This is a genomic window from Arthrobacter alpinus (assembly GCF_001294625.1).
GTDB lineage: Bacteria > Actinomycetota > Actinomycetes > Actinomycetales > Micrococcaceae > Specibacter > Specibacter alpinus_A.
Genome location: NZ_CP012677.1, coordinates 749,216 through 768,293, shown reverse-complemented (window position 1 = coordinate 768,293; position 19,078 = coordinate 749,216). Strand labels below are relative to the sequence as shown.

General features: G+C 65.1%; 11 protein-coding genes. All 11 read right to left on the bottom strand.

Annotated elements, in window-relative coordinates:
* Window positions 1-183: 183 nt before the first annotated feature.
* A complete protein-coding gene (locus AOC05_RS03235; protein WP_062005647.1) occupies window positions 184-1,026 on the bottom strand; it encodes an inositol monophosphatase family protein in 843 nt (280 codons plus the stop codon).
* Window positions 1,023-3,341: an NAD-dependent DNA ligase LigA gene (gene ligA / locus AOC05_RS03230; protein ID WP_082357723.1), complete on the bottom strand. Its 2,319-nt coding sequence runs from the start codon at window positions 3,339-3,341 to the stop codon at window positions 1,023-1,025. The genes AOC05_RS03235 and ligA overlap by 4 nt, the downstream gene beginning before the upstream one ends.
* 40 nt (window positions 3,342-3,381) lie before the next feature.
* Complete coding sequence (locus tag AOC05_RS03225) at window positions 3,382-3,648, bottom strand: hypothetical protein (protein ID WP_062005241.1); 267 nt, start codon at window positions 3,646-3,648, stop codon at window positions 3,382-3,384.
* Window positions 3,649-3,764: 116 nt separating this feature from the next.
* Window positions 3,765-8,201: an FtsK/SpoIIIE domain-containing protein gene (locus AOC05_RS03220; protein ID WP_062005642.1), complete on the bottom strand. Its 4,437-nt coding sequence runs from the start codon at window positions 8,199-8,201 to the stop codon at window positions 3,765-3,767.
* Window positions 8,198-8,911: a hypothetical protein gene (locus tag AOC05_RS03215; protein ID WP_062005640.1), complete on the bottom strand. Its 714-nt coding sequence runs from the start codon at window positions 8,909-8,911 to the stop codon at window positions 8,198-8,200. Before AOC05_RS03215 ends, AOC05_RS03220 begins: the two co-directional genes overlap by 4 nt.
* Window positions 8,912-8,979: 68 nt before the next feature.
* Window positions 8,980-10,731 carry a serine/threonine-protein kinase gene (locus tag AOC05_RS03210; RefSeq protein WP_062005638.1) on the bottom strand — a complete coding sequence of 584 codons (1,752 nt, stop codon included), beginning with the start codon at window positions 10,729-10,731 and terminating at the stop codon, window positions 8,980-8,982.
* Entirely contained in the window at window positions 10,728-12,749 is a 2,022-nt protein-coding gene (locus AOC05_RS03205) for an FHA domain-containing protein (protein WP_062005636.1), read from the bottom strand. The genes AOC05_RS03210 and AOC05_RS03205 overlap by 4 nt, the downstream gene beginning before the upstream one ends.
* A complete protein-coding gene (locus AOC05_RS03200; RefSeq protein WP_082357721.1) occupies window positions 12,742-13,806 on the bottom strand; it encodes a PP2C family protein-serine/threonine phosphatase in 1,065 nt (354 codons plus the stop codon). The genes AOC05_RS03205 and AOC05_RS03200 overlap by 8 nt, the downstream gene beginning before the upstream one ends.
* The gene (locus tag AOC05_RS03195) at window positions 13,803-15,200 is read right to left on the bottom strand and encodes an RDD family protein (RefSeq protein WP_082357720.1); all 1,398 of its coding nucleotides are present in this window, start codon (window positions 15,198-15,200) and stop codon (window positions 13,803-13,805) included. The genes AOC05_RS03200 and AOC05_RS03195 overlap by 4 nt, the downstream gene beginning before the upstream one ends.
* On the bottom strand, window positions 15,201-17,717 hold the full coding sequence (locus tag AOC05_RS03190; protein WP_231687167.1) for a transglutaminaseTgpA domain-containing protein: 2,517 nt from the start codon (window positions 17,715-17,717) through the stop codon (window positions 15,201-15,203).
* Window positions 17,714-19,045, bottom strand: a complete 1,332-nt coding sequence (locus tag AOC05_RS03185) for a DUF58 domain-containing protein (protein ID WP_062005632.1) — start codon at window positions 19,043-19,045, stop codon at window positions 17,714-17,716. Before AOC05_RS03185 ends, AOC05_RS03190 begins: the two co-directional genes overlap by 4 nt.
* Window positions 19,046-19,078 lie beyond the last annotated feature (33 nt).

Here is a 19,078-nt window from a genome sequence, read left to right as displayed (position 1 = left end):
GCGGATAGTACTCGTGGATGAACATTTCGCGCGAAATCGACTCCACACCACCGTGTTGGCAAGCATCCACTTTGAATGGGCGCACGGTTTGCCGCCAATGTGGCGCCACTTCCAAAGCTGCGCCTGATCCTCACACAACGGTGCGCTGGAGCAAAGTCATGGACGCCACGTCAACAACGTTTGCTAGTTTGCTGGGGCGAAACCGGGTTCCAGCCCCGGCACGCAGGCGCCGGTCCACACGGAGAGGACCTCCTCGCGTGTGGGCAGGCCGTTGATGGCCGGGCTCAGCACGGGGCGGTGTACCCAGGCACCGGCTTCCTCGGCAATCAAGGCCGCTGCGGCAAAGTCGTGCTCAAACAGGCCGTATTCCAGGTACGCGTCAACCCCGCCCTCGGCCACCGCGCATAGTTCCAGGGCCGCGGAGCCCAGACGCCGAAAATCGCCAAAGTGGTCCATGCGCCAGTCAAGTTCGGAGACCAGAGTACGCCGGACGTCCGGGTCATACGTCAGTGCCGTGGACAGCAGTGTGCCGCCCCGGGCCTCCTCCGGCCCGTTCAGGCGCCGCACCGAGGAGACGCCGTCGGCCCGGGTCTCATCCAGCCAGGCCCCGCCACCGAGGGCGGCGAAATAGATGCGCCGCAGGGCAGGGGCGTCGACCACCCCGGCCAACCATTCGCCGTCGGGCCCCATGACGGCCACCGACGTGCCGTAGTAGGCGATGTTGCGGATGAAGTTCATGGTGCCGTCGAGCGGGTCGATGCTCCACCGGTAGCCGGAGGGCTCGGCCGGAAGAGCTGGGGCAAGCTCCTCGCCCGTGATCACATCATGCGGGCGGGCGTCGGCGATGACGGCGCGGACTGCCTTCTCTGCAGCCACGTCAAAGGCGGTGACCCAGTCGGAATCGGAGGACTTTTCCGTGGCGCCGAAGCCCGCGGGGTCCCGGGCGGCCAGCACGGCGGCTCCGGCGGCGGCAGCACGCAGCGCCACCTCCAACAATTCATCCACGGTTACTTCTCTCTGGCTCATGCGTCCTCTTCCATGTCTGTTTCTGTTTCCAGTTCGGGCTCGGGCCCCTCGGCCAGCAGCCGCACAAATCCGTCCTCGTCCAGGACCTTCAGCCCCAGGGACTCCGCCTTGTCCAGTTTGGTGCCGGCGTTCTCCCCGGCCACTACGTAGGAGGTGTTCTTGGAGACCGAGCCGGAGGCCTTGCCGCCGCGGGTGATGATGGCCTCCTTCGCCTCATCCCTGCTGAAGTTCGGCAGCGTTCCCGTGACCACGATGGTCAGCCCCTCCAAGGTGCGGGGCGTGGATTCATCCACGGCGTCGGCCATGAGTACCCCGGCGCCGGCCCACGCGTCCACGATCTCCAGGTGCCAGTCCACGGCAAACCATTCGATCAAGGCGTCGGCGATGATGCTACCCACGCCGTCGACGTTTGCCAAATGTTCCCGGGCGTCGGGGGCCAGCAGGGCCTGCCGGAGGGCCGCCATGGTCCCGTAGCGGGTAGCCAGGGCGCGCGACGCCGTCGGGCCCACATGCCTGATCGACAGCGCCACCAGCACACGCCACAACGGTGCGGCCTTGGCTTTTTCCAGCTCCTCGAACAGCTTCTGCGTGGTTTTGGTCGGCACGGAGGGCTTCTTGGCGGTGGGCTTCGTATAGAAATAGGGAACCTGCTGGAAACGGCCGGTTCCTTCGCCCTTGGACCGGACTTCCCGCCACACCACGACGCCGGACAGGTCCAGTTGCGCAATGTCGAAGACTTGCGCCTCGCTCTTCATCGGGCCGGGGCCTGCCGGGGCGATCAAGCCACCGTTGTCGGCCGGGTCCGGGCCCGGCCCGGTGGTCAGGGCGGCGGCAGCCTCGTAGCCGAGCGCCTCAATGTCGAAACCGCCGCGGCCGGCCAAATGCGCGACCCGTTCGGTCAGCTGAATCGGACACGACTTCGCGTTGGGGCAGCGGATGTCAATGTCACCCTCCTTTGCCGGGGCCAGCTCGGTACCGCAGGAGGGGCAGTGCGTGGGCATGATGAACTCGCGCACGGGCGGGTCCTGCAACTCCCGCAGCGCCATCACCGGGCCCACAATTTCCGGGATCACGTCCCCGGCCTTGCGCAGCACCACAATGTCACCGATCATGACGCCCTTGGCCTTGACCACGTCCTGGTTGTGCAAGGTGGCCCTGGACACTTCAGAGCCGGCCACCTTCACCGGTTCCATAATGCCGAACGGGGTGACACGCCCGGTGCGGCCCACCTGCACCTGGATGTCCAGCAGTTTGGTGTTGACCTCCTCCGGCGGGTACTTGTACGCCACCGACCAGCGCGGCACCCGGGAGGTGTGGCCCAGTTCCCGCTGGGTGGCTAAGTCGTCCACCTTGACCACGATGCCGTCAATCTCATGGATCAAGTCGTGCCGGTGTTCGCCGTAGGAGGCAATGAAGTCCATGACCTCGGGCAGTGTGTCCAAGACCTTGTAGTAGGGGCTGATGGGCAGGCCCCACGATTTCAGCAGCTCGTACGTGCCGGACTGGGTTTCGGTGTGCAGGCCCTGGCGTGCACCGATGCCGTGCACAAACATGCTCAGCGGACGCCTGGCGGTCACCGCCGGGTCCTTCTGGCGCAGCGATCCTGCCGCTGAATTGCGTGGGTTCGCGAACGGGGCCTTGCCCGCGGCCACCATTTGCTCGTTCAGAACAGCAAAATCCTTGGACGCGATGAACACCTCGCCGCGGATCTCCACCTCGGCCGGAAAATTGCTGCCATGCAGCCTCTGTGGGATGTCCTTGATGGTGGCCACGTTGTGGGTGATGTCTTCACCCGTGGTGCCGTCGCCGCGGGTGGCGGCGCGCACCAGCACGCCGTCGCGGTAGAGCAGGTTCACGGCCAGCCCGTCGATCTTCAACTCCGTCAGCCACTGCGGCGCCGTCCCGTGCTGCTTCTCCACAGATCCGGCAGCCCGGCGCAGCCATGCCTCAAGCTCCGCCAGGGAGAACACGTCCTCCAGCGAGTACATGCGCGCTAGATGCTCGACGGCGGCAAACGCCACCGACGCCTCCCCCCCGACCGTCTGGGTTGGGGAATCGTTGGTGACAAGTTCAGGGTGCAGGGCCTCGAGCTTTTCCAGTTCGCTGTACAGCAGGTCAAATTCAGCGTCCGAGACCAGCGGCGCGTCCTCGTTATAGTAGGCGGCCCGGTACTTTTGGACCAGGTCCACCAATTCAGCGTAGCGTTCGCGTTCCGCCTGTGTGGGGACGGAATCGGGGGAAAGATTTGGATCTTGGTTCTCTTGCTGGCTAGTCACGGTTCCATCTTGCCTTAAATGGAACCGCAGCGCTCCCATCAAGAATGGTCGCGCCGCGGATTCAAAGGGTGAGGGCTTGCTACGCTGAAGCGTTGATCTGCTGCTGCTTCTGCTTGTTCACAATCCCCTTGACGGCCTCCAAGTCCTGGGCCACACGAGTCAAAGCACTCTTGTACTGGGGCCATTCACTGGACTTGAAACGATTAGCATCAGGACCCTCCCAACGCACCGACTGCGCCTTGCCATCGAGCATCGAGGTGATCTGGTGGATCTGATCCACCGCCTGGCTCAACTTCGCAGCCAATTCACCCATGTCCTGCGGGTCGTTACCAATCATTCCAGCCATGATGCACATCCTTTTACTAGTGAAGCCTCCCGGTAGGTTTCTCCAACCGGTTTGTATCTTTAATCTAACAACTGCCACCAACCCCGTCGATGGGCAGCGCTCCCCATCGAAGGTATTTACCGTTCGTGGTCCATGGTGGTGGCCACCTGCAGCTTGAACGCCTTACCCCGGCCCACGATGTAGCCGCGGCCCGGGATGAACTTGTTGTTGTAGATGCGCCCCAGCGGGGTGCTCATCAAGGTGTCCCCTTCAAGGTCGCCGGGGTTCATGAGCAGGCCGCGCCGGCCCGCCTTGAACAGGCCAGCAAGGCTCCAGGCCCCGGCCCAGGTGGATGATTCCGCCTCGCCCACCACAAAGTAGTTGGCCTTCACCGCCGTCTTGATCAAGTTGACAAGGTCCATCTCTGCTTCGGAGTCGGTGAATTCGGTGACGCCTTCGATGAAGAACGCCACAGGCCGGGTTTCGGCCTCCACCAGCTCGCTGAGCCGCTGCAGTTGCGGGGCCACACCGTGACTGGTGGTGAACGCCTCGTCCCAGACAGGGAGATTGGCGATGGCAGATTTCCGGGAGCCAAGGTACACGCGCAAGGTGGCCGGCGTCGAGGTTTTCAGCGCCTCAGCGAGAGTGACCAGGGCCGTGGTGCGCCCGGATCCGGGCGGGCCCGTGAGCATGAGCGCGCCGTTGGCGTTGAGCCCGGCAGGCTCCAGGTTGAAGTCGTCCACACCGATCGTCACGTTTCCGGGCGTGGCCGCCGGGAGCACGTTCAAATCCAGCGATTCCGGCAGCGACTGGATCCGTGGGGCCTCCGCCACACCTTGGCGGCGCATGGCGTCGGCCAGTTTTTCCACCTGGCGTGCCTGGAGGGCCAGGTTGGCGTTGCCACCAAAAATGGCCAGCTGCACCTCGCCGCCGTCGATCAGCCCACGCCCGGGAGGGGAGGCGGCGTTCAGGACGTCCCGGGGCAGGCCAAGGTTGGAGTAGTCATCCACTGTGGCCATCCGGAACACGAGCAGGCGTTGCACGGAGGCCGCCAACGACGCCGGGAGCGACTTTGAGCTGTCCCCCGCAATGACAATGTGCACGCCCATGGGACGGCCGTCGGTGGCTATCTGCTGCAGGGTTTCAAACGCGGTCTGGCCGGCCCTGAACTCGTACAGCTCACGGAACGTGGCCAGGCCATCGACCATGACGATGATGCGCGGCTCGTTTGGCTTGTTTGCCAGTCGGCGGTACTCGGCAATGGTGCCGGCCTTGACGGCGGCAAAGCTCTCGGCACGCTCTTCGATGACGCCGCGCACGTACCGCAGCAACCGCCCCACCCGCTCGTTGTCCTCGGCATTGATAATGCCGCCCACATGGGGCAGCGCCGCCAACATTTGCAAGCCGTTGGAGGCGGCGTCAATGCCGTACACCTGCACCGGGCCGCCACGCGGGGTGATGGCAGCGGCGATGGCGATGGTGCGCAGCGCAGCGGATTTGCCCGACCCGCTGGCTCCCAGAATGGCCATGTTGCCGTCCTTGTCCGGCTCAAAGGACACCGTTGGCTGGGCCTGGTGTTCGGGGTCGTCCATGACGCCTAGGAGTAATTTTTCATCCGTGCGCGGGTTGGGCAGCTTGGAGAAATCATAGGTCTCGGGCAGCTCGTTCAGCCACGGTTTGCGCGGCGGCTTCACACCCAACTCCACCGCGGCCAGGGAAATGTTGGCGACGACCTTGGAGATGTCGTTGGGCCCGGCGGAATCCTCCACCGGTGCCTTGGCCATCTCCTGTTCCCAGGGGGCACCTGCCCCAAAGTCCATCTCCACAATGTCAATGCGTGGCCGTTGAGGGGTGCGGGTGGTCCAACCGCCGGCATACCCGGTCTGGAAGCCCTGGATCCGCCCGGGCCCGGTTTTGGCGGCGCCGCGGCCGGGGATGCTGGGGCTGAAATAGGCGGCTGTGGGCTCCCCCAAAATATCTTGCGAGTCATCCACATCGGCCATGCGCAAGGCGATGCGCATGTTGGTGTTGGCACGCAGATTGTCCTTGATCACCCCGGAGGGCCGCTGGGTTGCCAGAATCAGGTGCAGTCCCAGGGACCGGCCGCGGGCGGCAATGTCCACCACGCCGTCCACGAACTCGGGCACCTCCTTGGCCAGGGCGGCAAACTCGTCCACCACAATGATCAACGACGGCGGCGTCTCGGGATCGGCTTCACGCTCCATGGCCAGCAGGTCCTTGGCTTTTTTGCGGTTGAACAGGTGCTCGCGGAAATGCAGTTCGGCCCGCAGCGAGGTCAGCGCCCGGCGCACCAGGTGCGGGGACAGGTCCGTGACCAGTCCCACCGTGTGGGGCAGTTTCACAGCGTCCGCGAACGCAGCGCCACCCTTGTAGTCGACAAAGAGGAAGGAGAGCCTGTCGGGGCTGTACGCCGCTGCCATGCCCAACACCCAGGCCTGCAGGAACTCCGATTTGCCGGCGCCCGTGGTGCCACCCACCAGGGCGTGCGGGCCCTCCGTCTTCAGGTCCAGATACATGGGCTCAACACCCTTGGAACCGACCAGGGCGCGCAGGGAGCCCTGGTATTTGCGGTTCTTCACTGCCCGGGAGCCCACCGAATTATTTTCCAGCCAGCGGTCGGCGATGCCCGTGGTCGACTCCACCAGGTCGTGCCCGGCCAGTGCCACGTAGGAGACGCTGCGCGGCAGGTCGGAGTCGTCGTCGACGGGCTTGCCAATGTCCACTACCGGTGCCAGCATGCGGGCCAGGGATGCGGCGAGCTCGGCGTTGACGCTTTCGCAGCTCACCGGGTAGGTCAGCCCGCCCAGCCGTACCTGCCCGGTGGTGGCGGTTTCGGCAACGTGGATGAAGTCGCGGCAGGCCGCCGGCAGCGCCTCAATGGAGCTCGCCACCCACAGCACGTGCACACCGACGTCGGCGCCGTACTCGGTCAAACGGGTCAGGCGCGCCCTGTCCACCTTGACGTCGTCTTCGACAATGACAAGCAACGCAGGCACCACAGGTGCCGGCATCTGGGCCTTGTCGCGGTCAAGGACCCCACGGTGCGCGGCGGAGTTGGCACCCAAATTGGCTCCCCGGGTCACCATCAGCTCTTCCAGCGCGGCAAGCAGCGTGCCCCCGGCTCCGTTGCCGGCGGCCAAGTGTTCGGCCGCCAACGGTGAATGCACGGAACCGACGTGCGGCAGCCATTGCAGCCACTCCCAACGGTTTTTGGATTCCATGGAGGTCAGGGCTGCCACCGCCAGTTCGGCCGGCGAGTGCAGGCCCACGGCCTGCAGGACCAGAGCCCGGGCGACGTCGTCAACCACGCCGCGCGGACCTGCCACGCCCAGGGCCCCGCTGTGGCGCAGCGCCGCCACGACGGGCACGGCGTCGATGTCGGTGAACTCTTCCTTGAGTTCTTGGATTTCAGCCATGAACTCGGGCAAGGTGTTGCTGTCGCTGGGAGCCTTGACAGGTGTGCGGGACGGCTGGCGGCCCACACCCAACCGCAGCGACAAGAACGCCTTGTGCTCGGGGCGGTGCGTCCACATCAGCGGGCCCAGTTTGTAGATGGCGTCAACCGTTTCCGCTGCCGACGGGCATTCCGCCAACCGTACCGCCCGCTCGATCTGCGCCCTTTGGGTCATCTGGCGGCGGAACTCGGCGGCAGAACCGCGGAAATGCTCAATGTTCTCCTGCGTGTCCTTTTTCATCTGGTGTTTTTGGTCAAAGTAGCTGCCAATCATCATCAGCGGCATCATCGCCATGAAGATCAGGCTGTACGGGCTCCGGGTCGAGGCAAACATGACAGCACCCATGATCACCGGGGCCACCATCATCACTAGGGGGAAGCGCTGGCGTTTGGGGCGCTGCGGCCCGCTGGGGACAGTTTGTTCCTCAATGACGAATTTGGGGACCACGCGGGGGGATCTGTTAAATTCAACCAGTGGGCTGGTGGGGCCTGATTGTGCGCCGCGGCCCAGGCTCACTACCGAGATGGTGGTTTCACCCAGCGTGACCTCGTCCGAGGAGCCCAGGGTGGCTCGGGAGATCGCGGCGCCCTCCATCATCAGGCCATTGGCAGATCCGGTGTCGGCTATTTCAACGCTCTCACCAACCGTGATACGGGCATGCCTTTTGGAGGTCATCGGATCGCTGAGGCGTATGTCCGCATCAAAATCGCGGCCAATATAGGTGGTGCCCAGCGGGAGCGCGAACTCCTTGCCACTGTCCGGCCCGGCCACAACGCGCAGTGTGGCGGCCGCCGGTCCCCTGTCCTGGTGGGGTGTGTGAAAGGTGTCGCTGACCTGGGTCAGTGACACGGTGGCCCCGGGCCGTAGCCCGGATTCGAGCAGATTGCCCTCCGGTGGCAGCGTGCGTCCGCGCACGCCTCCCACCATGGATTCCTCCACCAGGAGGGAAAGATTCGGTGGCGCTTGTGCGCCCTTGCGCGTGGGATCCGCCAAATAGAGTTCGGTGGCAATGTCTCCTACCGAGGCTAAACCATCAACGGTGACCGCCAGGTTTTTATCTTCTTGCGGATCACGGCGCAGGGTCAGCCTGATTCTCATTCGTCATCCGTTCCCCGGGATGCCTGCACCCGGTCCAGCAGCGGCAAGTCGTCGGGGGTGACAAGGTGGGAGGTCACTGCGTGCTCCACCAGCCTGGCTCGCCTGTTGGTGGCCAGTTTCCCGCCGCCACCACGCAAGCCCACCACGCCAACCCGGTCCAGTTTGTCGCACACGTTATCGAGTTTGCGGTTGAACCGTGTCAGCGCCCAGCCCAGGCGTTTGGCGGCCTGGGCCGACGACGGGATGGCACTGAACCCTGTGCCGTCACGGCGCAGCATGGGCTCGGCAAGGGCCACTATCAACGCTTTTTGGGAGTCGGTGAACACCACCGGGCCGATCGTGGTTGAGCCGGAGGAGTCCTCGCCCCGGCTTTGTGCCATAAAGGAGGGGGTCTTCAGGTGCACCGAAAATTCATAGGTGGTGGGGCCGGCGGTGAAGATGACATTCGTGTGCGCAAAGACCAGCGGAATCCGTGCCCCGGGCGCCATCCAGGCCTGCATGCCCCCTGCGGCGTCGGCGATGGTGGCTGAGAGCATGGTTCCTGCGTTGGTCAGCCACCAGATCCCGTCGTAACGGCTGATCTCAAGGAATTTCCGGTGCAGGTAGGGGTTGTCATCGATCTCCAGGTCCCCCTCACGGCCAATCTTGAAGACCTCTTCGGGTGCGGGCTCGTACCACTCACCACAAAAATCAATGGCTAGTTCCCCCATGGCGGCGCCGTTCCTTCCCAAACTCAATTGTTGACTGAAAAATCTCTTGCTGCCCTGCGGTGCACCCGTCAGGGGAAACACTTCTTGGTTTCCGGCGAGGTGGCACCGTTTTTGCGGAGCAGCATCACCGACACGCACGACGCCTCGTTGGAGTTGTTCGTGACAAAGACGTGGCCTTCGGTGATCGGCTTGAATTGGCCGGCCTCCACGGCACTGATGGCCGCCCACAGGTATTTGTCGCCGTCTTCGGGCGCCGGGTTTGTCCACGTCCAAACAGCGCCACCGTTGCTCGCGGTGGCCACCAGGTCTGTGAGGGCAGGAACCTCGGCCCCGGCCATCACTGCCGGCGGGGGCGTGGAGGGCCCGGTAACGAACGGATCTGCCTGTGTGGGGGCTCCCCCGTTGGTGAAGAGTACAATGCCCACCACGACGGCGGCTGCCAGGACACCGCCTGCACCAATTCCCAACCACAAGCGTTTTTTGGATGCCGGGGCTGGCACCAGGTCCTGGGCTGGGGCGCCAAGGGCGCTGCGGTGTACCGTCGAGGCCAGTACCGCGTCGGTGTCCGGTTCCTGCGCTCCCCGGGGCGGTGGGCTGGCCCACTGGGTGGGTGAGAGCACGCTGGGGAATCCACGCACGGTGGGGCCCGCCGCGGTGGGACCCGCCGCGGTGTCGACGAAGGCATCCGGCCGGGTTTTGGAACCGGCACCCTGGGACGGGACGGTGGACCCGTTTTGCGTCAGCCCCGTAGTGGAGCCGGTGACGCCGGGAACGCTGTTGATCTGCGGGCCCTGGCTCGCAGGGCGCGCCCCGATTCCCGGGTTGGAGCGGGGAACCACTGACGGGAAAGTGGGAGCGGACGGGTGAGAGTCCGGGTCGATGGAGACGACGCTGCGTACCCGGGTGGCCTCGAAGTGGGTGTCCGGATCCGCCTCCTCGTGGACAATGTCTTCTTGCACCTCAAACGGGGTCACGGACAGGTTCAGGTCGGTTTGAACCCGCATCAGGTCCCGGGCAAACGCTTTCGCCGAGCTGTATCGGGAGGTGGGCGACTTTGACATTGCGGTGGCCAGCACCAGCTCCAGCGCCTCGGGCACGTCCGGCCGGCCCAGTTTGGGGAGGGGGGATGAGTTAATGCGGGAGATCAGCTCCCGCTGCGAGTTGTCGGCTCCCGGGATGACGAACGGGGAATGCCCTGCGAGCAAGGTGTAGAGGGTGGCTCCCAACGCCCAAATATCGACCTTGACGCCGTCGCTTGCCCCGGCGGCGAACGATTCCGGCGGCGACCACGGGATGGACATGCCGGCGTCGTCGTCCTGCGCTGCGTCCATGGTGCCGGAGATGCCAAAATCGGTCAGAGCGGGGCGGTTGTAGTCGGTGACCAGAATATTGGCCGGTTTGATGTCCCGGTGTGCGATGCCTGCCCGGTGGGCGGTCTCCACGGCCGACGCCACTTGGATGCCCACGCTCAACGCCTCGTCAACGCTGAAGCGGGCGCGCCTGTAGCGCACGTCCAGACTGGGACGGGAGCAGTACTCCATGGCCAGGTAGGAGTGCCCGGCGTCGGTCACCTCGGCCTGATAGATCGTGACGATGTACGGGTGGGTTGACAGCTGCGCCATCAAGTTCGCCTCGGACTCGAAACGACGGCGCGCGCCGTCGGTTTTCAGGTCAGCCAGCAGCACCTTGACAGCCACTTTGCGGCGCGGCCTGTCCTGATCGTAGAGGTAAACATCGGAGAACCCGCCGGAGCCCAGGACCGAGATGAACGTATAGCCTGGGATGTCCGGAGGCGCAACGGGAGGGCGCTTGCTGCTCACAGAAGTCCTTCAAAGAGCAAGGAGACGCCGTCGCCGAGTTCTGCGATGTCGCCGTTGAGCAAGATAGCTTGTTCGCCCTGGCCGAGGCGGCGCGGGGCCTGGCCTTCACGGACCAAGACGGTGCCATTGGTGGCTTGCAGGTCAACCAGCAGCACCTCCCAACCGTCCAATCGGACCTCAACATGGGAGCGGGAAATATCGCCGCTGGCGCTGTGCACCTGGACCAGCCGGGGCATGACGCCACCTTGCACGCGGGAGACCGACGGCTGGCGGCCGATGATCAAGGAATGGTCCAAGTCAAGGACCTCCCCCGTGGAAACATGCATGCGTCCCAGGCGCGGGCGGCCCACTTCACGGGGTTCGGAGTTGATGGCGGCGCCGCAGTCCGAGCAGAGCGCGCGACTCGGCGGGTTCGCATGCCCTTGCGGGCACAGCCGCGCTAAAACCATCGGTCCCGTGGACGGGCGTGCCTGAGCTTGCTGCCCAGTTGCCGGGGTGTCGGGGAGTGCGTCGGGGAGGTCGCCACGCATGAGCGTGTACCCGTCGTGGTCTGGATTCTCCCCTGGAAACCCTGTTCCTGGTTCACCGCTGCTGGCCGGGGTGTCGGCGCTTCCCCACGGCACCGAGTCGATGAGCACTCCCGACGGCGGCTGCCACGGCAATTCGGTGTCGGCGTCTTGGCCCTCCTGCACGGCGGCGTCGCCCGCGACGGGCAGTCCTGCGTAGTTGCCGACGACGGGGGGCATAGGTGGCATAGGGGGAACGACGCCGGGCTCCTCCTTCGGCAGTTCCTGACCGTTTTCATCCAGGCGGACGGCCGCGTCTTCCACCGAACGCACCTCGGTGGCACCAAAGAGGTGGTCATAGTTGGTGGTGAAGCCGTCCACGTCCGACTCCCCTGCGTCAGGGGCGTTGCGGTCGGCACCAAGTAGATCAGCACTGTCTTCGCCAACACTGTCCGCATCAGGAGTGTCTGCAACAGCACTGTCTTCGCCAGCGCTGCTTTCACTGACGCTGCTTTGGTCGCCGTCATGGCCGCCCGGTTCGCCCAGGTCATCCGCGGCTCCGTCAACCACTGGGTTCGCGTGCGCGGCCTCCCCGGCAAGCCCTTCCTGAACCTCACCGGGATCTGCGTAGGCAGAGTCCTCCTCCGGCCCGTGGTCTGGGAAGATCGTCAAGCCCATGTCTGTTTCTCCGTGGGCATGATCTGTCCTCTCAACGGCGGGCTGTCCGCCTGTGGGGTCGCCCAGTTGGGCGCTCCACTCGGCGTCAGCTGCCAGGGCGAAGCCAGCGTAAGCGTCCGCGCCATCCTGGGGGGCGTGGTCGGCATAGATGGCGTCCATGTCCAGCGGTTCATCGAAGGAGAGCCCCTCCCCCGCATCGAACACCATCGGAGGAAAATCGGCGCCCAGCTCAGCATCTGGCTCAGCAAAAGCCCCTGCCGCAAGGTCGGCAACGGAGGCCACTTTGGGCAGCCCCACCGGAGGAGTGTGCGGCGGTACCGGCACTACCGCAACGGGCAGTCCAGGGCCCCCTTGAGTGGAGGCTTGTGTGGCTGCGGTTCCCCGGGACATTTCACCCAGGTACACCACAGCCTCGCCCAGGGGCAGGGTCAGCGTCGCTGCAGGTACTTCCCCGGCAGAGTCCACTGCCGCACCCAGTGTCAGGGTCCAGGAGTCGGGCAGTTGCAGGGAACGCTCGCTCCAGGTGGTGACCTCACGCCCGGACATCGCATCCGCATGGCCGGCGGTGTCCGCAATCAGGGACATCTCCCCGCGAAGGATGACGTGCAGCCGTTCGGTGTGGACCAGGATGGCAAATTGCGGCATGCCCGTCAGCTCGGTGCCAAACCTGGCGGTGACGGCGTTGAGCACGCCGTGGATGGACGGGGTTTGCGCGCCAAGGTAGTCCCACAGGGCGGTGACCGTGGCCGGATCCGTGCCGGCCTCCAGCACGATAACCGAGCCCGATCGCACAATGCCCAGCCAGGGACCTGTGCGGTAAGTGGTGTTATTCATGGTTCTCATTCCCCTGTTTCCCCTGTTCGGGGGATGTTTCCACAGCAGCGTTTTCGCTGCCGTCTGCCGCGGATTCGTGGGTGGCCGCAGGTGTTGCCAGCTCTTCTGGAACCCCTGTCACCAGGAACTCTGCCGGGGCCTGCCCGACGCCGGTCCCGGCCCCGCCCTGGCCGGCTGAGTCGGCGTCGGGGCGCGGTAGCGTGTCTTCCACCATTGAGGCCTGACTGCCACCGCTTGCCGTACCGGTTCCGCCTGTCACGTTGCTGGCGTCGGCAATGACCACGGTGATATTGTCACGGCCCCCGGAGCGCAGCGCCGATTGGATCAGTGAGTCAACAGCGTCCTGGGGATGGGGCAGGGTGCTCAGTGCGCGGTGGATTTGCTCATCATTGACTTCACCGGTCAGGCCGTCCGAGCACACCAGCATCCTGTCGCCGTCTTCCACAGGAATGAGCCAGAAGTCGGCTTCGGTGTCGCTTCCGGTGCCCAGCGCCCGCGTCACCACATGGCGCCGCGGGTGAATCAGCGCTTCAGCGGCGGTGATGAAACCGGCGTCGAGAAGTTCCTGGACCTCGGAGTGGTCCACGCTGACCTGGCCAAAGCTGCCCTGGCTCAGGAGGTAGGTGCGGGAGTCCCCCACATTGAAAACCAACCAGTATGGGACTCCCCGTTCTTCCACGAGAACCACACCGGTGACGGTGGTGCCGGCGCGGGCGTTGCAAATCTCCCGGATCCTCTCATCGGCCTGGCGCAGGGCCTGCTGCAGGTCTACTGCCGTGGCACCCCGTGACCCTGCGGAGAGGACCGGATGCTGGCTCAGCATGCTGATGCATTCGCGGCTGGCCACTTCGCCAGCCTCGTGCCCGCCCATGCCGTCGGCCACGGCGAAGATGGGATCGGCGGCCAGGAAAGAATCCTCGTTGAGCTCGCGCCGCAACCCACGGTCGGAGCCGAACCCAATGCTCAGCCGCACCCCCGACGACGCCGGGGCGCCCTCATCGCCGCGGGCTGCGGGGGATTCGCCCTGGGCCCCTGTAGCCCCTGCTTCAAGGCTCATGCGCGACCCACCAAGAAAGACCTGTCACCGAAATGTACCGTGTCACCGATGTCAGCCAATTGGGGCACCCCGCCGGGTAGCGGCGATTTCAGGCCGGACGGGTGGGTGATGGCGCTGCCGTTGGTGGAGTTCCTGTCCGTCACCCAAAGCCCCTCGGGGGCCACCTGCAAATGCAGGTGTGTCTTGGACACGGAGCGGCTGGAATCCTGGACGGAGACGAGGCGTTCAATCATCTCCCCATCGTATCCGGCCGGGTTGCGGCCCAAGAGCGCCACGGTCGCCACGGTTTCGGTACGCCCGTCGTCGAAGGTTAGGCGCAACCCGGAGGTGGCGGCGGCTGGGCGGACCCTGGTCTCGCCCAGATCGTCCTGGTCCGCTGGCATGGGCTGGGGCACTGCTGCAACGGGCGCGGGCACGGGACCGGGTGCGGCAAGGGGACCCGGCGCTGCCGGCTGCCGGGCGGGCGGGGCAAAGGTATCCACCGCGGGCGGAGCAAACTGCTGGGGCGCCTGAGGCATCTGCGCTAGGGGCGGATTGGTCGGGGGCATCTGTGCCTGGGGCGCCTGGGCTAGGGGCGAGTTGACGTGGGAGATGGCCGGCATGGGCGCGGGCGCAAAGGAAACTCGTCCGGCAAGCCCACCGGTTTCCAGCGGGTCCCGGCCGGCTTTGACGTTCCAGACCAAGGTGTGGGCCACCTTGTCGTGCCAGCCCTGCCTTTTGCCGTTGGTGTCCCAGGCGTTGGAAACCACCAGCAGCACACTGCCCACATAGGGCACCACAGAGCCAAGGGCAATGATCAAGGTGCGCAAGAAGATGGCCAGCAGTCCTGGCGGGCCACCTTCGATGTTGGTGGTGCGCAGGCCCAGCATCACATTACCGGGGGTCTTGCCCGCCTTGGCCTCCCAGATCCACAGCCACACACGGTAGCCAAGTGAGAGCAAAAAAGCGATGCCTGTGAGGATCAGCAGCCAGGAGAAGTCGATGGTCCGGTATCCGCCCTCCACCTTCTCGCTCATCAACGCGATGCCGACAGCAACGGCCACACCGATCAAGATGCCCGGCAAAACGCTGTCGATCACCCACGCCAGCAGGCGCCGTCCAGCCCCGCCCGGGACCAAGTCGGTCCCGTCACTCAGGCGTGGATCGGTGCCCACCTGCTGCGGTGGCACCAGCGGCGCCGGTTGTGTCAGGCCCACCGGGATGACGCCGGGCACGCTGTTGACCGGCGGCATCGTGCTTGGCTGTTGGGTGCCGGGGGCTCCCAAGGGAACCGATCCGGGGGCTGCCACAGCAGCCCTGTTGGGCACGGACGCCCCACACAGTGTGCAAAACGCTGATCCGGGAGCCAGCGCCGCCCCGCAATTACGGCAGGGTTCGGCCACTTTTCGCGCCATTTACTTTGCACCCCTCTGGAACTTCTTGATGATCTGGGCCAGTCTTGACGTTTGAGCAGTGCCAGCCTGGTGGTTCGTGGGCTCGCTGACGGGGTGGGAGCGGGCCAAAGCATGACGCTTTGCCCGTGCCCTGGCGTCGACAAGCAGCGACCGCGGCGAGAACTTTGCCCGCTGCCGCTTCCAGAATCCTACAGACCCACTCATGTCTTTGAGTGATTCGTTGACATGTTGCCAGTACGTGGCGACCTCATGCTCGCTCGGTTGACCCGGCCCAAAGATGGCGGCGTCGGCGCGTTCGGCAAGGACCGCCGTCGTCCCCTGGCTTGTAGGAAACGCTTCATGGAGGACGACGGCGGTTTCCCGGCGGGTGCTATTGCGCTCCATTCCGGCCCCCAAATCGGTGGCCAGGCTCATCACCTCGGACCAGCCCCCGCTCACCCGATCGGTGGGCAGGCCCTGCGTAAACCGGCCCGTGCGGCGCCGTGATTTGAGCACCGCGATCAAGATCAGCGGGAGCGCGATGACAAGGATGGGGATCCCCGCCACACCAAGAATCATCAAAAGGGTGCCAAGGATGCCAGCCCCTTTGTCCTTCTTGACATCGGTGTCCAACGCATCCGGGGCACTGTCCGGCGGCAGGTCGGCGGCCTCCTGCGGCGGCGGCGGGGGCTGCAACACCTGCGGCTTGGGCTTGGACGCGTTCTGCGGTTCCGGCGGGTTGGGAATGTGGTCCTTGTCGGGGGTGGGGTTGAACGGTACCCAGCCTTGGCCGGCAAAGTTCACCTCAACCCAGGCGTGCACGTCGGAGCCCTTGAACGGCACGGACTGCCCGCCATTGCCGGGGTCCTTCTCATCGAGGTAGAAGCCCATGACAACCCGTGCCGGGATGCCAAGCTGGCGGGCCATCAAGACCATGGCTGTCGCGTATTGTTCGTCGTCGCCCACCATTTCCTTGCCGGAGAGCAGCTTGGTGATGCGGGCGGCGCTGTGGCCTGAGTTGCTGGGCGTCTGCCCCTCCAGACCGTTGCTGAACTTGCCCTCACGCTGGAGGGCGCCTTCCAGGGCTTGCACCTTCTTCAACGGCGTGTCGGCCTCGCCCACGATGTCGGTGGCTTTGGTGGTGATTACCTGGGGCACGTTTTCCAGCTTGGGTAGGCGCACCGAACCGAAATCGGAGCCGGCCAACTTGTTCGGGTCCACAGCCGGAAGCTGCACGTTCATGGTGTAGGCGTCGTCCTTGAGCACGCCGGCGAGGTTCAGCGCACTATCTGAGTCCTTGTTCAGGTACAGCGTGGGCGTGGGCCCTCCAGCGCTGCGGTAGTTCAGGCTCTGGGCCACCGACATGGTCGGAATCCAGACCCCGGTGTAGTTGTCAATGACCACCCCGACGGCGGTCCCGTCGGCTGCCGCCAACTGGTTCAGCGCCGTGGGGTCACCGATGGGAGCGAACGATGCCGAACTGTTGGGGTCCACGGTGAAGACGACGCCGTCGTAGTTGTCCAGGGCGGCGACACGGACGCGGCCGTTCTTGGGCAGCCCGTCCACGGTGAAAAGGACGGTGTCCTTCTGGTTCTTGACGTAGTCACGGAATTTGGTCAACGGCGAGGGCAGCTTGTGCAGATCTGGCGGGGGAATAACAGAATCGCGCAACACTTCCCGGCTAGTGCTGGTGGTCAGGGCTGGCGCTGCGGCCGTGGTCACGGCGGCAGCCACCAGGAGAACCCCTGCTGCCAGGCCTATCCTGCGCAGGATGGCGGTACGGGCACCGACGGCGTCCTGCACCGGCCGGTTCGCGGAAATGGCGCCGGCCATTTCGCGGCGCCGCATTTCATGCCTGTACGCCAGCCAGGCGATGGCCCCTACCGCCAGCAGCGAACCTCGCAGCACGGGCAAGAACACCACAGCCGTCCCGAAGAGGATCCCTGTCAAGAACAATGCCAGCAACGGCAGCACTGCCCAGTAAGAGCGGCGCAAGCGCCAGGCCAGGGTGCCAGCAACAACGGCCGCCAAAAACGCCGACAGGTACGGCACCACCATGACCTCAACGCTGGAACCCACAGGCGGTGCCAGCGTGAGCAACTGCTTCCAGGACAACATGATGCCCAACAGCAAACCGCGCAGCGACTCAAGGCTGGGGAACACGCCTGCGATCGCCTCTCCCGAAGCGGCCAGGGCGCTGCCAAAAAGCATGTATGTGACAAAGGCTAGGCCCACCATGATGACTAGGCCTAGGCGCCAATGCGCACCCGCGGCGGCCACCCCCAGACCGATCACGATGGCGCCAAACCCGGCCACCAGGTAGCGGTAGTCGTGCCCGAAGGTGGGGCCGAATCCCAGGACGCCGATGCCCAGCAGCGCCGCCAGGACGGCGGCGTCAACGGCAAAGTGCCAGGCCTTGCGGCCACCGGCAAAGGCCGACGGCTTGCGGGCAGCCATGGTCCGCGGCTGGCCCTTGTGCGGGCGGCTCTTGGGCGCTTGGGTCTTGTGCGGGCGGTCCGCGCTTCTAGGGGCGCTCACGCGACGGCCTTCCTCAGGACTGCTGCCAGGTCACCCAAGTCGCCCAAAGTCAGGACGGTCAGATCGGCAATATTGGCCCGGGCGGATTGGGCCCCGGAAAAACAACGGATGGCAAAGGAGCGCACACCCGGAGGCACTGACGCCGCGGCGCTGCGCAGTTGGGAGGGGGTCACCTTCGAACCCACCACAAAGAACACCACCGAGGCGTTGGGCACCACATCGGAGAGTGTCCGGGCCAGGTCCACAGCGTTGCCGCGGCGGGTGTTGCCAAAAATCCGGGTCATGTCATCAAGCATGTTCTTACCCGTTTCACAGCGGATGGGTCCGCGCTGGGTGACCACGCTCAGTTCTCTCGCTTCCTTGATGGCCTGTCGTCCTAGCGAGGCGGCAGCCGAGACGGCCAGCTCGAAGTCTTCTTCTCGCTCATATTCGTCGGTGTTGATGGATAGTGCCACGGCCATGTGGGCGCGGCGTGTTTCCTCAAACTGGCGGACCATCAACTTGCCCGTGCGGGCGGTGGTCTTCCAGTGGATATGGCGGCGGTCATCCCCGGGCACATAGTCTCGCAGGGCATGGAAGGAAACATCTGCGCTGGAGAGTTCGGTGGTGGGCAGGCCCTCAAGGTCCTTCAGAAACCCTGCGGCTGGCCCGTCAAGGCCCGTGGTGCGCGGGTGGACAAACAAGTCTGTGGGCTCCGTCCACAGCACCTGCCGGCGCAGCAAATTCAGCGGGTCGGCACGAACCGAACGTACCGGGCCCACCGTGATGACAGCGCGCCGGGTGGTGGGGATGGTGAACAGGTCCTCGTGGACCTCCTCCGGCTTCATCCGCGGCAGGTGGAACAGCGCCGTGGCCGCACCCACGGGCAGTTCCAGTGCCGATGGCAGCACGGCCCGGGGCGAGGTGTTCGTGACAGCGATGCTGCCCACCGCATTGTCCCCCACAGCCACGCGGGTACGGGCAAGATCCAAGGTGACGGCGTACCTGGAGGTACCCAAGATAAAGACGATGGCAATTAGCAACAGCACGCTGGCCAGCAAGGCAGCCACCTTTGCTTCCTGCCAGCCGAAAGCAGCACCTAAAATCCACAGCACCACGGCTGCGCCCATCACCACCGCGCCCAAGACGCTGACTGTGCTCAGGACGGGGCGCACGCAGCGGGCCAGCCAGGCGGCCACCTTTTCCCACACCGGCGCCACATAAATGCTTGCCACGTTGGCCGCCTCTGCCCACAACGAGGTGGGGTGCAGGCGCGTGGGGGCACCGTCACGGTGGAAGGGCCGGGCCAGAAAGGCCACTGCCTTTCCTGCGCTGGATTTGCTGCTCATATTGTCCTTTAGGCGGTCCGTGATGAAATGCGC

Excerpts from the sequence above, each read along its gene's own strand:
- AOC05_RS03215 (WP_062005640.1), bottom strand. The coding sequence starts at position 8,911 with ATGGGGGAACTAGCCATTGATTTTTGTGGTGAGTGGTACGAGCCCGCA.
- ligA (WP_082357723.1), bottom strand. The coding sequence starts at position 3,341 with ATGGGAGCGCTGCGGTTCCATTTAAGGCAAGATGGAACCGTGACTAGC.
- AOC05_RS03205 (WP_062005636.1), bottom strand. The coding sequence starts at position 12,749 with ATGAATAACACCACTTACCGCACAGGTCCCTGGCTGGGCATTGTGCGA.
- AOC05_RS03225 (WP_062005241.1), bottom strand. The coding sequence starts at position 3,648 with ATGGCTGGAATGATTGGTAACGACCCGCAGGACATGGGTGAATTGGCT.
- AOC05_RS03200 (WP_082357721.1), bottom strand. The coding sequence starts at position 13,806 with ATGAGCCTTGAAGCAGGGGCTACAGGGGCCCAGGGCGAATCCCCCGCA.
- AOC05_RS03235 (WP_062005647.1), bottom strand. The coding sequence starts at position 1,026 with ATGAGCCAGAGAGAAGTAACCGTGGATGAATTGTTGGAGGTGGCGCTG.
- AOC05_RS03220 (WP_062005642.1), bottom strand. The coding sequence starts at position 8,201 with ATGAGAATCAGGCTGACCCTGCGCCGTGATCCGCAAGAAGATAAAAAC.
- AOC05_RS03195 (WP_082357720.1), bottom strand. The coding sequence starts at position 15,200 with ATGGCGCGAAAAGTGGCCGAACCCTGCCGTAATTGCGGGGCGGCGCTG.
- AOC05_RS03185 (WP_062005632.1), bottom strand. The coding sequence starts at position 19,045 with ATGAGCAGCAAATCCAGCGCAGGAAAGGCAGTGGCCTTTCTGGCCCGG.